The sequence below is a fragment of the Janthinobacterium sp. 67 genome (genome assembly GCF_002797895.1).
In the GTDB taxonomy this organism is placed as follows: Bacteria; Pseudomonadota; Gammaproteobacteria; order Burkholderiales; family Burkholderiaceae_D; genus Janthinobacterium.
The window spans coordinates 5,388,157-5,401,415 of sequence record NZ_PGES01000001.1 but is presented as its reverse complement, the minus strand read 5'-3'; the positions used below and the strand labels follow the sequence as shown (position 1 = coordinate 5,401,415).

Annotated in this window: 12 protein-coding genes; 9 read left to right on the top strand and 3 right to left on the bottom strand. The window is 60.5% G+C overall.

Features of this window, described 5'->3' with window-relative positions; all coding sequences use genetic code 11:
- Positions 1-38: 38 nt before the first annotated feature.
- The 7 genes from CLU90_RS24155 (at position 39) to gluQRS (ending at position 6,418) form a co-directional block, all read left to right on the top strand.
- Complete coding sequence (locus tag CLU90_RS24155) at positions 39-851, top strand: outer envelope protein (protein WP_092716215.1); 813 nt, start codon at positions 39-41, stop codon at positions 849-851.
- Positions 852-929: 78 nt separating this feature from the next.
- A complete protein-coding gene (tssF, locus tag CLU90_RS24150) occupies positions 930-2,771 on the top strand; it encodes a type VI secretion system baseplate subunit TssF (RefSeq protein ID WP_092716097.1) in 1,842 nt (613 codons plus the stop codon).
- Entirely contained in the window at positions 2,735-3,775 is a 1,041-nt protein-coding gene (gene tssG / locus CLU90_RS24145) for a type VI secretion system baseplate subunit TssG (protein ID WP_092716095.1), read from the top strand. The genes tssF and tssG overlap by 37 nt, the downstream gene beginning before the upstream one ends.
- A 180-nt stretch (positions 3,776-3,955) precedes the next feature.
- Positions 3,956-4,738, top strand: a complete 783-nt coding sequence (locus tag CLU90_RS29965; protein WP_092716093.1) for a glycohydrolase toxin TNT-related protein — start codon at positions 3,956-3,958, stop codon at positions 4,736-4,738.
- A 7-nt stretch (positions 4,739-4,745) separates the two neighbouring features.
- Positions 4,746-4,985 carry a hypothetical protein gene (locus CLU90_RS29465; RefSeq protein WP_139178394.1) on the top strand — a complete coding sequence of 80 codons (240 nt, stop codon included), beginning with the start codon at positions 4,746-4,748 and terminating at the stop codon, positions 4,983-4,985.
- 122 nt (positions 4,986-5,107) lie between these two features.
- Complete coding sequence (locus CLU90_RS29460) at positions 5,108-5,380, top strand: hypothetical protein (RefSeq protein ID WP_139178392.1); 273 nt, start codon at positions 5,108-5,110, stop codon at positions 5,378-5,380.
- 120 nt (positions 5,381-5,500) lie between these two features.
- A complete protein-coding gene (gluQRS, locus tag CLU90_RS24135) occupies positions 5,501-6,418 on the top strand; it encodes a tRNA glutamyl-Q(34) synthetase GluQRS (protein ID WP_092716091.1) in 918 nt (305 codons plus the stop codon).
- Between the two features lie 80 nt (positions 6,419-6,498).
- Here the strand turns inward: gluQRS and CLU90_RS24130 are convergent, their stop codons facing one another.
- Positions 6,499-8,730, bottom strand: coding sequence for a TonB-dependent receptor (locus CLU90_RS24130; RefSeq protein ID WP_092716089.1), 2,232 nt, complete (start codon positions 8,728-8,730; stop codon positions 6,499-6,501).
- Positions 8,731-9,038: 308 nt separating this feature from the next.
- Positions 9,039-9,248: a hypothetical protein gene (locus CLU90_RS29455; protein WP_139178390.1), complete on the bottom strand. Its 210-nt coding sequence runs from the start codon at positions 9,246-9,248 to the stop codon at positions 9,039-9,041.
- Between CLU90_RS29455 and CLU90_RS24125 the strand changes: the two genes are divergently transcribed.
- Positions 9,247-11,922 carry a hybrid sensor histidine kinase/response regulator gene (locus CLU90_RS24125; protein WP_092716087.1) on the top strand — a complete coding sequence of 892 codons (2,676 nt, stop codon included), beginning with the start codon at positions 9,247-9,249 and terminating at the stop codon, positions 11,920-11,922. The two genes, CLU90_RS29455 and CLU90_RS24125, sit on opposite strands and share 2 nt — an antisense overlap.
- Positions 11,915-12,808 (top strand): class A beta-lactamase, encoded by an 894-nt coding sequence (gene bla, locus CLU90_RS24120; protein WP_092716085.1) that lies wholly within the window; start codon positions 11,915-11,917, stop codon positions 12,806-12,808. The genes CLU90_RS24125 and bla overlap by 8 nt, the downstream gene beginning before the upstream one ends.
- On the opposite strand, the gene CLU90_RS24115 is transcribed toward bla, so the two are convergent.
- A complete protein-coding gene (locus tag CLU90_RS24115; RefSeq protein WP_052755885.1) occupies positions 12,809-13,243 on the bottom strand; it encodes a DUF695 domain-containing protein in 435 nt (144 codons plus the stop codon).
- Positions 13,244-13,259: the final 16 nt, after the last annotated feature.

Genomic DNA, 13,259 nt, shown 5'->3' with positions numbered 1-13,259 from the left:
TACCGTGTCTGTTGCTCTGCCTCACTACCACCCTCGGCGTGGGTGCAACCGCCCAGGCTGCCGAATGGAGCGATACCGCGCTGAGCTGGCGCGCCGGCAACGACTACCGCGAACCGTTCAATCCGGACGACATCAAGAAAAACATCTTCGCCATCACGCACGCCAGCGGCTACAAATACGGCAGCAATTTCGTCAACCTCGATTTCCTCATGTCCGACAGCAAGGACCCTGGCGCGCTCGGCAAGACGTCCGGCGCGCAGGAAGCGTATCTGGTCTACCGCAATACCATCGACATCGGCAAGGTGCGCGGCAGCGACATCAAGTTCGGCCCCGTGCGCGGCGTCGGCGTCACCCTCGGTTTCGACGTCAACACCAAGAACGACGTCGGCTACAACTCGCGCAAGCGCATGCTGGTGGCCGGCCCTACCCTGATGTGGGACGTGCCCGGCTTCTTCAACACCAGCCTGCTGTTGCTGCGCGAAAGCAACGCCCCCAGCGGCGCCTTCCCGCCCATCTCGCAAGTGACGGGCCGCTACACGTATAAAACGCACGCCATGCTGACAGGCGCCTGGGGCATCCCCCTGTCGCCGCTGTTCTCGTTCGAAGGTTTCTTTAACCTCATCGATTCAAAAGGCAAGGATGAAGTCGGCCGCGACACGGCGGTGGAAACGAACATCGACATGCAAGTGATGTTCGACGTGGGCGCGGCCCTGGGCAGCGCCAAGAACACCTTCCGCGTTGGCCTGGAATACCAGTACTGGAAGAACAAGTTCGGCAACTCGCCCGCCACCACGGGCAACGTGGGACAGACGGCGAAGACGCCGATGATACGCGCGGAGTACCATTTCTAAAATTCATTGTTATTCATCAACACTCACGGTCGCGCCTGATGCCAGCATGAAGCTTTCCTGCTGGCGGAGAGCGCGACCGTGGAACAATTATTACCGTATTACGAGCGCGAGCTGGGCCTGTTCCGCCAGTACACGCGCGAGTTTTCCAGCCGCTATCCGAAGGCGGCCGGGCGCCTGCTGATCGCTGGCGAAACGTGCGAAGATCCGCACGTCGAGCGCCTGATCCAGTCCGTTGCCCTGCTCACTGCCAGGGTCGCCAAACGCCTCGACGACGCCTATCCGCAATTTACCCATTCCCTGCTTGAAACCCTGTACCCGCACTACCTGCGGCCCTTTCCGTCTTGCTCCATCGTGCGCATCGCCGTCGACGAAGCGCCGGGCGGCAGCCAGCTGGCCCAGGTGGTGCATATTGCGCGCGGCACGGTGCTGCGCTCGCAGCCGGTGCAGGGCGTGGCTTGCAAATTCACGAGCGCATATGACGTGGCCCTGGCGCCGCTGACCATTTCTAAGGTGCATTTTTCGCCCATCATCGACGCCCCGCCCGGCCTGCGCCTGCCCGCCGGCACCAGCGCCTTGCTCAGCATCCAGTTCACCAGCGGCAGCGACAACTACCATCTGGATCAGGCCGGCTTTGCCAGCCTGCGCCTGTTTGCCGATGGCGAACCGTCCGTGCGCGCGGCCCTGCTCGACGCCCTGCTCCTGCACGGCGCGGGCGCGTACGTGGCGCTCGATGAACACGGTCCATGGCAAGCCGTCGATGGCGCCTTGCTGGCGCCGGCCGGCTATGCGGATGACGACGCACTGATCCCATTTTCCGCCCGTTCGCACCCGGCCCTGCGCCTGCTGACCGAGTATTTCTCGTTTCCGGAAAAATTCCATTTCATCGATATTGCCTGGTCCCTGCTGGCCCCCTTGCTGCCGAAACAGTGCCGCCAGTTCACCTTGCACCTGCCGCTCCAGGGCGTGCGCAGCGACAGCCACGAGGCGCGGTTATTGTCCGGTGTCAGCCGCGACAACCTGCTGCCCGGCTGCACGCCCGTCGTCAACCTGTTTGCCAAGTCTGGCGTGCCGATCCGCCTCACGCATACCGAGCCCGACTATGCACTGGTGGCCGATGCCACGCATGCGTTTGCCTATGACATCCACAGCATCGAAGCCGTCACCGTGGTGCGCAAGGACGAGGCCGGCGAACGCCAGAGCACCTTCTTGCCGCTGTATGCCTCGCTGCAAGGCGCCCAGGCAGAGCATGGTCAATACTGGCTGGCGCGCCGCGACGAAGCCGTGGCCGCCATCAGCCCCGGCCATGAAACGCGGTTGAGCCTGATCGACCCGCAGTTTTCACCAGGCAGCGCGGCCTGCGCCACCGTCTCGACGCAGCTGCTGTGCAGCAACCGCGACTTGCCTACGCAATTGCACTACGGCTTGCCCGGCGGCGACTTGCTGGCCGAAGACGTGCCCGACGGCATCCCCGCGCGCTTCCTGCGCAAGCCCACGCCCAGTGTGCGTTTCCTGACGGACACGCACTGGCGGCTGATTGCGCACCTGTCGCTCAATTACTCGAGCCTGACGCAAGCGGGCCTGGGCGAATTCCAGAAAATGCTGGGCCTGTACGACCTGCCCCGCTCGCCCACCACGCAACGCCTGATCCAGGGCATCGTCACGCTTGAGCACGGCAGCACGCGCGCGTGGATGCCCACCGTGCCGTTTCCCACCCTGATGCCCGGCATCGCCATCCGCCTGGGCATCGACGAGCAAGCCTTCGTCGGCAGCAGCATCTATATTTTCGCCCAGGTGCTGCAGCGCTATTTCGCCCTGAACAGCCAGCTCAACTGCTTTAGCCAACTGACGTTGCTGTCGCACCGCAGCGGCGAGGAACTGATACGATGCCCAGAACGCAGCGCCGACGCCACGCCAGCGTGATCCAGCAACTGCTCGATGCGCCACAGCGCTTCGAGTGCTTCCAGGCCCTGCGCCTGCTGCTGGCCTGGCTGGCCGAACACGGCATCGACGAGCACACGGCGCTGGCAAAGCACATACGCTTCGACAATAGCGTCTCACTGCGCTTTCCCGCCAGCCAGGTCGAGGCGCTCGCGACCGGCGGCATCGACGGTGCGGATTCCTTGCTGCAAACACTGTTGTCCGGCCACGGCCAGCACATCCACCTCACGCCCGCCTTCATGGGCCTGCTGGGTTGCCAGGGCAGCTTGCCCAGCCACTATTCGGAGCGCATTGCCGCGCACCAGCATAGCGAACGCGACACCGGCCCGCGCGCCTTCCTCGACCTGTTTTCCAGCCGCGCCGTGGCCCTGTTTTACCAGGCCTGGCAAAAATACCGCGTCGAGCAAGCCGGGCACAGCGGGGACTTCCTGTCGCGCCTGCTGGCCCTGGCCGCATGCCGCCCGGGCCAGGACGAGGCGGCCGCCGGCCTGTACAGCGGCTTGCTCCAGCAACGCAATATTTCGTCCATCGTCATGGCGCGCATTCTCGCCGACCACTTCGGCGTGCCCTGCCATATCGACGAGGCGGCGGGCGCCATGGACGTGCTGGCGCCGCGCGAACAAACGGCGCTGGGCACGGACAATGCCGTGCTGGGCCAGCGCGCAATTGTCGGCGAGCGCTGCCGCCGCCCCGACCTGGCCGTGCGCCTGCGCCTGGGCCCGCTCACCGCCAGGCAGCACGCCAGCTTCCTGCCGCGTGCCCCTGGCAGCCAAGCGCTGCGACACATGCTGATGCTGTTCGGCCAGCCACTCGTGCGCTACGACATCGTGCTGGTGCTGCGCGCCGGCGATGTGCGGGGGACGACATTGGCGGCCGCGTCACAAGGCGGCTTAGGCTGCAACAGTTTCCTTGGCGATGCGGCAACGCCACGCCACCGCGATGACAAACATTACGAAATGCAATTGATGCCCTCATTCAACGATTAATACTTGCGGCCGCGCAACACGCTTGTGTTCGCTATTGCTACAGTCGGCCAACGATCCCTACCGTAAAGCGACGCGCGATGAGCCAGTTCCCCGCAATGGGATTTACCCACCACCCGGCACGATGCCGAACTGCAAACGGCGATTGCGCAGGAACAAGCAGACATTGAAGCGCTTCATGCATTGGCATGGCAAGGTACCCAAACAGCAGCCGATGACGCCGCAGCACACGACCGCATCACCCACTACCAGTGCGACCATCTGGGTACGCCGCGCGAGCTGACGGATATGCAGGGGAACGTGGTATGGAATGGGCGCTACAAGGCTTGGGGGCGCTTGCTGCATGTAGAGCGAGAAATCGAACAGCCGCTGCGGTTTCAGGGGCAGTATGAGGATCAAGAGACTGGGCTGTTTTACAACCGGTATCGCTACTATGATCCGGATGTAGCCAGGTATGTGACGCAAGATCCGATAGGTCTATTAGGCGGCATCAACAGTTACTTATATTCAGCAAGTCCTACCACGATGACCGATCCATTAGGTCTAGTATGTGGTAAAGCAAATCCTTCAAAAGTTGACAAAGATGGCAATGGTAGATTTAGAGATCAGTACGGAAGGTTTGCTGCTGGCCCAGGCTGGCCCACAAACCGCGGCTTCAATGATATACCTAATGAATTTTCGCTATTGCCAATGACAAACATAGATCGATTCGGATATCCCGGCGGAACTTTTGTCTCCCCTCAAGGGGTTAAATTTTCACATAGAGCACTACCTCAATCATACCAAAATGGAAAACCCTATCATGTATATCAAGTCTTGAAACCAATCCAAGTGGACGCTGGATTAGCAGCACCATGGTTCAATCAGGTTGGCATGGGAATGCAATATGAGCTACCTCTGCCTGTCGACGATTTAATTAAAAATGGATCATTGATAGAAATTCTACCATGTGGACCAATACCTTGAAAACGCCATGAAAATTCCAGAAATGCAAAACCTCATAAAAATCAGCAATATCCCGGACGACGCATACTCGATAAATAGAAAACCCCAAGATGAAAGTTTATGCATACAAAAAAATGCAAATATTTGGGAAGTTTTTTATTATGAACGAGGTTTAAAGAATTCAGTTCATACATTTAAAAATGAAGACGAAGCTTGTGAATATTTCATTAAAAAACTAAATGAATGGTTTCAAAAAAATAAACAGTAATTGATAGCATTGAATTCTTCAGACTGGCCAGATAAGGTGAACATTGTGTAACTATTCAGCAACAAGGTCCGAAGAATAGTTCCAGAGGTTTCTCCATCTCAACAAAAAATGTGAAAAAAAATATGACCAATACAGAAAACTCAGAAGAAAAAATTTCAGGAAAAAAATTTGAAATATTACTAATAGCTTTTAATGAGTTCAAAAAAGAACAAAAAAATATTTCAGATTTTGAAATACACATTCAAGACAACAACGAAGATATTGAAATAACCTTCGTACCAAATTTTGCGCCCAGCGAAAAAATACTAGGTGGAAAAACATCATTGGGAAGATCCGTCACCTATACCATTTCAAAAAAGGCGAAAGAAATTACCAAGTCAAATTATCATAGATGACATCAGTAAAATTCTTAACTATTTGACTTGGTTTTCAAGCTGAACCATACTTCGCATTGACTGCCTTAGGACAGGCCATCCGGCGACATAGCCAGCACATCAGATCCCAAAAATCCACGCATGCCCATCATCAACAGCCCCTACATCGGCCGCTTCGCCCCCTCCCCCTCCGGTCCCCTGCACATGGGCTCACTCGTTGCCGCCATGGCCAGTTATCTTGATGCGAAGGCGCATCGGGGCACGTGGCTGTTGCGTATCGAGGACCTGGACTATGACCGCAATGTCGAGGGCGCCGACGCCGGCATCCTGGCCAGCCTGCAGCGCTGCGGCATGCATTGGGATGGCGAGGCGACGTGGCAGAGCCGGCGGTTGCCGCTGTACGAGGCGGCGCTCAAGCAGTTGCAGGACGATGGACTCGTGTATGCGTGCGGCTGTTCGCGCAAGGAGATTCAGGATTCGAACTTGCAGGCGGGAACGCCGAAGAATGGGGCCGCCGTGTATCCGGGCACGTGCCGTCACGGTTTGGCGCCGGGCAAGGCGGCGCGGGCCTTGCGGCTGCGGGTGCCGCAGGGGGTCGATGCGATGTACGCTTTTGCCGACCGCTGGGCGGGACCGCAGCGGCAGGATCTGGCCAGCGAAGTGGGCGACTTCGTCGTGCTGCGCGGCGATGGCTACTGGGCGTATCAGTTGGCCGTCGTTGTCGACGATGGCGCGCAGGGCATCACGCAGGTGGTGCGCGGCGCCGACTTGCTCGACTCCACACCGCGCCAGCTGTATCTGCAAGATGTGCTGGGCTTGCCCCATCCCGGCTTCCTGCACGTGCCTGTCGTCACGAACGACAGCGGCGAAAAGCTGTCCAAGCAGACGGGCGCCCTCGCCTTCGATACAGGAACACGAGCCGAACTGCTGACGTCGGCGTTACTGCCGGCCGCCCGCTTCCTGGGCCTCGACGTGCGTGCCGACAATGTGGAAGATTTCTGGCGGCAAGCGATTCCCGCCTGGGCACAGCGGCTGGCACGCCTTCCCGAGCGGGCATAAAAAAACCCGCCGCGGCGCGAACCGTCGGCGGGTTGGAGCGCAGGCGCCAGCCGCTAGGGCCGGCGCCTGGTGTCAGGCAATTAGAAGTTGCCCTTGAACTGCACACCAAACTGACGCGGCTCATTGATGAAGCCCGTGCGATTGTTGAAGTCGATGGCGCCCGTGATGCGCTGGGTGTCGGTGATGTTGCGGCCAAAAACGGCCATTTCATACTTGCCTGCATCCCAGGTGTAGCCCACGCGCAAGCCGCCTTCGACCATCGGCTTGCCGGTGAACTCGGTGGACTCATACAGGAAGAAATTGATCTTGCTGCGGTAAGCCCAGTCCGTGAAGACGAAGAATTCGCCGTTTTCCATCGGGATCGAATAACGACCCGTGGCGGTGATCGTCCACTTCGGCGCTTGCGGCAATGGATTGCCATTGATGATGGCGTTACCGGCGGCGTTTTTCGGATCCGTCACGTTGCAACGCAGCGGATTGCAGGTGGCGATCGACAGGCTCGGATCCTTGATTTCCGTAAAGTTGTAGCTGCCGCCCAGGGACATCTTCAGGCTAGGCGTGACAAAACCTTCCAGTTCCAGTTCCGCGCCGCGGCCATTCGTCTTGGCTGCATTGATCAAACGCGTCACGTTCGAGGTGCCGCCCACGACCGTCAATTGCTGGTTCTTCACCTGATAGTTGTACAGGCTGAAGGCCACGCGGGCGCGGCGCTCGAACAAATCGGCCTTGATACCGGCTTCAAACGAGGTGATCGTTTCGGCATCGGCCACGGTGACAGGCACGCTGGTGCTGGCCGGAGCGATACTTGGCGCGCGGAAACCGGTGGCAACACGGCCGTAGAAGTTCACGTCCTTGTTGTATTTATAGGTGCCGCTCAAGTCCCAGTTGACCTTGGCTTTGCTGACATCGGCGCTGGTCGGGCTGACCTGCACGATGTTGGTCGCTTGCACCGTGTTGAAATCCTTCTTGTCCTTGGTGTAGCGCAAACCGGCGCGCAGCATGAAGTCGTCGTTGACGGCGTAGTTTACGGAACCAAACGTTGCCCAGGCCGAGTTCTTCTGGCGGCTGGCCAGGTGCGTGGTCAGCACATGCGTGTTGCTATCGAAGTTGTCGGTGAAACCGTTGGCATCTTCGTTGAAGTAGTACACGCCAGCCTGCCAGTTGAGCGGACCGGCATTCTTCGATTCGGCGCGGAATTCTTGCGAGTATTGCTTCACGCTGGTGATGCCACCGGCCGTTTCAACCTGGAAAGGAATGAAGCCAGGACCCGTTGGCGTGCCGCCGTCGATGTCGCCATGCGACACGTAATTGCCGACCTGTTCAAAGCCGGTGACCGAGTACAGTTTAATACCGTCCAGGTCCCAGCTCAGGCGGGCGCTGGCGCCGTTGGTGCGCAGGCGCTGGAAGTTCGGTGCATTCGTGAACGACTTGTTCGGGTCGAAACCGTCAACGATATCGTTCGTGCCCTGCTTGATCATGTTGGCGTAGAAGATGCGCGCGCTGCCCGTGGTGCTGCGCAGGTGCACATTGAACAGGGCATTGAACATGGTGTTCGGCGCGTACAGCAGTTGCACGCGTTCAGCGTGTTCATCGTAGCCGTCCAGCGCGTTTTTCTGGCCCGTAAACGTGTTGTCGACGTAGTCGTCGCGGTGCTGGCGCAGGGTCGAGAAGCGCAACGCCCATTCCTTGCTCAGTGGCACGTTGACGGCGCCATCGAAGTTGGTCGTGTTGTGCGTGGCGGCGGAGACATTGTAATAGCCTTCAACCTTGTCCAGGTTCGGCTTGACGGATTCGAACTTGACCACGCCGGCAGGCGTATTGCGGCCGAACAAGGTGCCTTGCGGGCCGCGCAGCACTTCCACGCCAGCCACGTCGAAAATCGGATAGCCCTTGAGGATAGGATTTTCTTGCACGACATCGTCGTAAATCAGGGAAACAGGTTGCGATGCAAAAATGTTGAAGTCGGTATTGCCGTAGCCGCGGATGTAGAAGCGGGGGAAGGTGCGGCCGTTCGACGATTCCACGTTCAGGCTCGGCACTTTGCCCGCCAGCACGCGGATATCCTGACCGCCGGAGACCAGCACGTCGAGCTTTTCATCGCGCAGCAGCGAGACGGAGACGGGCACGTCGCGGATATTTTCCTTGCGGCGCTGTGCCGTCACGGTCACGGTTTCCAGCTGGCTGGCGGCAGGCGCCGTATCAGCAGCGACTTCATCAGCGTAAGCCGAGCCGATAGGCAAGGCAGCGGACAGTGCCAGCATGGCGGCGCTTTTGGCGCACAAACGCTTGTGCATCTTGGACATCTTGATCATGTGGTTTCCCAGAAGTTTAAAAAAAGAATTGCGAAATCTGTCTTTCTTGCAACCTGTCCCCGGAATATGTACGGCGCTGGACGATCGTTTGCACCATCACGGTGCAACAGCGCGAGCGGATGTCCCCCCGCTCTTGGCGTCACTGGCTCTGCCCTGACTGTCTCGTACGTCAACAGTGGTTCCGGCCGCATCTCTGGGATGTCTGATGAACACCAACTTTTCAGTAAGGCGCCACTTTATTTCACGCGGCTTATGCGCTGCAAGAATATTGTTATGTAAAATATTTATTCACCAACATTCAAGGCTGACTAGTGGTTATTCAGCCACAGTACGGCGATCCGTTTGTTGTTTTGCCTATCTTTCAGCCCTGGCGCCGCCATTTTGGCAAAGCGCTGAAAATGCGCCTGCAAGACAGGCCCAAGCGGGTATTTGACTGTAATATCGCCGTACTTGCTCTTGCCGTGCTGCCACATTTCAGTGCAGCGGCGGCGCGCTGCACCATTGCCGACCCTATCCATGCCAGAACCGAGCCAGCACAGCCACGACACCTACTCCTCCCCTGCCGCCGCCCAGGCCGCGCATTTGTTGCTGGGCGCCCATTGCGACATCGTCTGGAGCACGAAAACCTTCGGCCACTTCGATGCCGACCAGCCTAGCTGGCGCGCCTTCACGGGCCAGACGGAAGCCGAACTGCTGGGACGCGGCTGGCTCAATGCCCTGCATCCGGACGACCGCAAATTGCCTTACGTCATGCCGTCCCATCTGACCAGCGTGTTCGAAGCGGAATACCGGCTGCGCCATGTCAGCGGCGCTTACCGCAACATGATCGTGCGCATGCTGCCCGTGCTGGCGCCCGACGGCAGCATCGTTGAATGGCTGGGTTCGCATTGCGACGTGACGCAGCAACGGCAGACAGAACAACGGCTGCGCCTGGCTATGCAGGGCGGCCGCATGGGCACGTGGGAGATCGACCTGGGCAGCGGCAGCATGGTCGGTTCCGATGCCTTCAAGGCCAACCTGGGCCTGCCGCCCGCCAGCGACATCGATTACGCGCAGCTGACGGGCGCCATGCTCGACGGCGACCAGCAGCAATGGCAAACGGCGGTGCACGCGGCCATCGCCAGCGCCAGCGATTTCGAAATCGACATCCGCGTACGCTGGCCCGACGGCTCGCTGCACTGGGCGCACATGCGCGGCACTTGCGCCAGCGATGGCGCGGGCAACGTGATCGCCCTGTCCGGCATCTCGCTCGACTTGACTGCCAGCAAGCAGAACGAGGAAACCCTGCGCCTGACCCTGGCGGCCGGCGAAGTGGCCACCTGGAACTGGGACATCGTTGCCGACCGGGTCACGGCCGACAGCAATATGGCCCGCTTGTTCCCCGTCAATGCCGATGCGGCCACGGCGGCGCCGCTGGCGCGCTACCTGGACATCATCCATCCCGATGACCGCGAGCAAGTCAGCGCGCAGATTAGCGAGGCGCTGCACGCGCACACGCCGTTCGAGGCCAGCTACCGCGTTGGCGCCGGCGATGGCCAGTACCGCTCGGTCATCGCGCGGGGCCGCGTGGAATATGCGCCCGATGGCACGCCCTTGCAATTGCCCGGCGTCCTGCTCGACATCACGCGCCAGAAACAGGTGGAAGATGCGCTGCGCAGCAGCGAGGAACGCTACAGCACCCTGATCGAGCTGATGGACCAGGCCTTTTGCGTCATCGAAATGCTGTACGACGAGCAAGGCCGCCCCGTCGATTTCCGCTACCTGGAAGGCAACCCGGCCTTCGTCAAGCAATCGGGACTGGAAAACGCCATCGGCAAGACCATCCGCAGCTTCGTGCCCGACCACGACCAGCACTGGTTCGACCTGTACGACCAGGTCGTCAAGACGGGCGAACCCGTGCGCTACGAAAACGAAGCCGTGGCCATGGAGCGCTGGTTCGAGGTGTTCGCCGCGCGCCTGGGCGGCCCCGGCAGCCGCCTGCTGACGGTACTGTTCAGCGACATCAGCGAGCGTAAGCGCTCGGAACAGCAATTGCGCCAGCTGGCCGACAACCTGTCCGAAATGGACAGGCGCAAGACGGAATTCCTCGCTACCCTGGCGCACGAACTGCGCAATCCGCTCGCCCCCATCCGTAACGGCTTGCAGATCATGCGCCTGGCCGCCGACAAGCCCGCCACCGTGGCGCGCGTGCGCGACGTGATGGAACGGCAAGTCAATCAGATGGTGCATCTGGTCAATGATTTACTCGACGTGGCTCGCATCACGCGGGGCCAGATTGAGCTCAAGCTCGAACGCACGGACTTGAAAACCATCATTGCCGGCGCTGTGGAAACGAGCATGCCGCTGATCGAGGCCGGCCGCCACCAGTTGCAGTTGCAACTGACTGAAGACCCGTTGCCGCTCGAGGCCGACCCCACGCGCCTGGCGCAAGTGCTGGGCAATTTGCTCAACAATGCCGCCAAGTACACGCCAGCCGGCGGCCACATCAGCTTGCGCGCATTACGCGATGGCCATGAGGCATTGATCGAAGTCCAGGACAGTGGCGTGGGCATACCCGCTGAATCGATCACGACCGTGTTTGACATGTTCACGCAAGTGGGACAAAACATGGGCAGGGCGCAGGGCGGCCTGGGCATCGGCCTGTCGCTCGTGCGGCGCCTGGCCGAATTGCATGGCGGCAGCGCGACAGTGGCCAGCCCCGGCGCCGGCCTGGGCAGCACCTTCAGCGTGCGCCTGCCCCTGCTGACGGTGGAACCCAAGGCGCCCACCGAACCGGCCATCGCCGCAAGCTCCGCCAGCAGCCGCCATTTCCGCGTGCTGGTGGTCGATGACAATGTCGATGCGGCCGACACCCTCGCCGCCGTGCTCGACATGATGGGCCACGTCACGCACGTGGCCCACGACGGCGCGCAGGCGCTGGCAGCCGCGCCGCAATTTTTACCGGACGTCATCTTCCTCGACATTGGCCTGCCCGGCATGAACGGCTACGAAGTGGCGCGCGCGCTGCGCCGGATACCGGCCGGCGCCAACGTCGTGCTCGTTGCATTGACGGGCTGGGGCGCCGAAAACGACCGCAGCCAGTCGAGCGCAGCTGGCTTCGACCACCATCTGACCAAACCGGCCAGCCTGCTCGCCATCGGCGAACTGCTGGCCACCCTTTCCACTCCGAAAGCATCGACAGACCATGACTGAATCCCTGAACCACGTCCGCCGCAACCTCGTGCTGGCCGGCGGCGCCGCCCTGCTGTGCCCGGCGCCGCTGCTGTTTGCCGCGCCCGCCACCAGCATCGCCACCGCCCAGATGCAGCTGGCAGCGCTGGAACAAGCCGCTGGCGGACGCCTCGGCGTTGCCGCCTGGCGCCACGGCGGCGAGCTGCGCGTCGCCTATCGCGCCGATGAACGCTTTCCCCTTGCCAGCACCTTCAAGGCGATGCTCGCGGGTGCCGTGCTGGCCCGCAGCGTCAGCCAGCCGGGCTTGCTGGACCAGCACGTGCGTTACGAGAAAAAAGAACTGGTCACCTATTCGCCCATCACGGAAAAGCATCTGGCCGACGGCATGAGCGTGGCCGACCTGTGCGCCGCCACCTTGCAGTACAGCGACAATAGCGCGGCCAATTTCTTGATGAAACTCCTAGGCGGGCCGCAAGCCGTGACGGCGTTTGCGCGCAGCATCGGCAATACGGTGTTCCAGCTGGAACGCTGGGAAACGGAATTGAACAGCGCCATTCCAGGCGAAGTGCGCGACACGGCCAGCCCCGCGTCGATGGCGCACAGCTTGCAGCAATTGTTGTTGGAAAATAGCTTGCCGGCGCAGCAGCGCCAGCAACTGGACACCTGGATGCGCGGCAACACGACGGGCGACAAGCGCATCCGTGCCGGCGTGCCAGCCGGCTGGCAAGTGGCCGATAAAACGGGCTCGGGCGCGTATGGCAGCGTCAACGATATCGGCGTCGCCTACCCGGCCAGCGGCGCGCCGCTCGTGATCGCCGTGTACTACACGCGCGAACAGAAAAAAGCGGACACCAACCAGGACATCATCACGGCCGCCACGCGCATCGTGACGGCCGCGCTGGTGTAATTACTTCGGCAGTGCCGCCATAAACCCCGCATACGTCGACCAGGCGGGGTCGGCGGCGCTGCGGATTTCAATCGGGAACTTGGGACGCGGCGCCAGCGCCGTGTTCAGGCGATTAAAGAATTCCTCGCCCGACTGCGTGTAATAAATCCATTCACGCAAGTTTTCGCCGGTCGACACCAGCGCCAGGGTGGCGAAGCCGTCCTCTTCCACCACGGGCGCCAGCGCCGCTTCCAGTTCTTCCATATGCTCGCGCTCGTTCGGCGCGGGCATGCCCGTCTCGTCCTCGTAACGCCAGGCGATGATGATGCGGTCCGGCTGCGACGACAGGTCCCAGTCGTCATGGAAAGTATCGACATAGCGATAGATGATGGCCATCTCGTCGCTATGCGTGACGATGGTGCCCCAGCTGCGGGCGGAAGTGGAATTTTCGTTCATGGTTGCAACAGTCAAA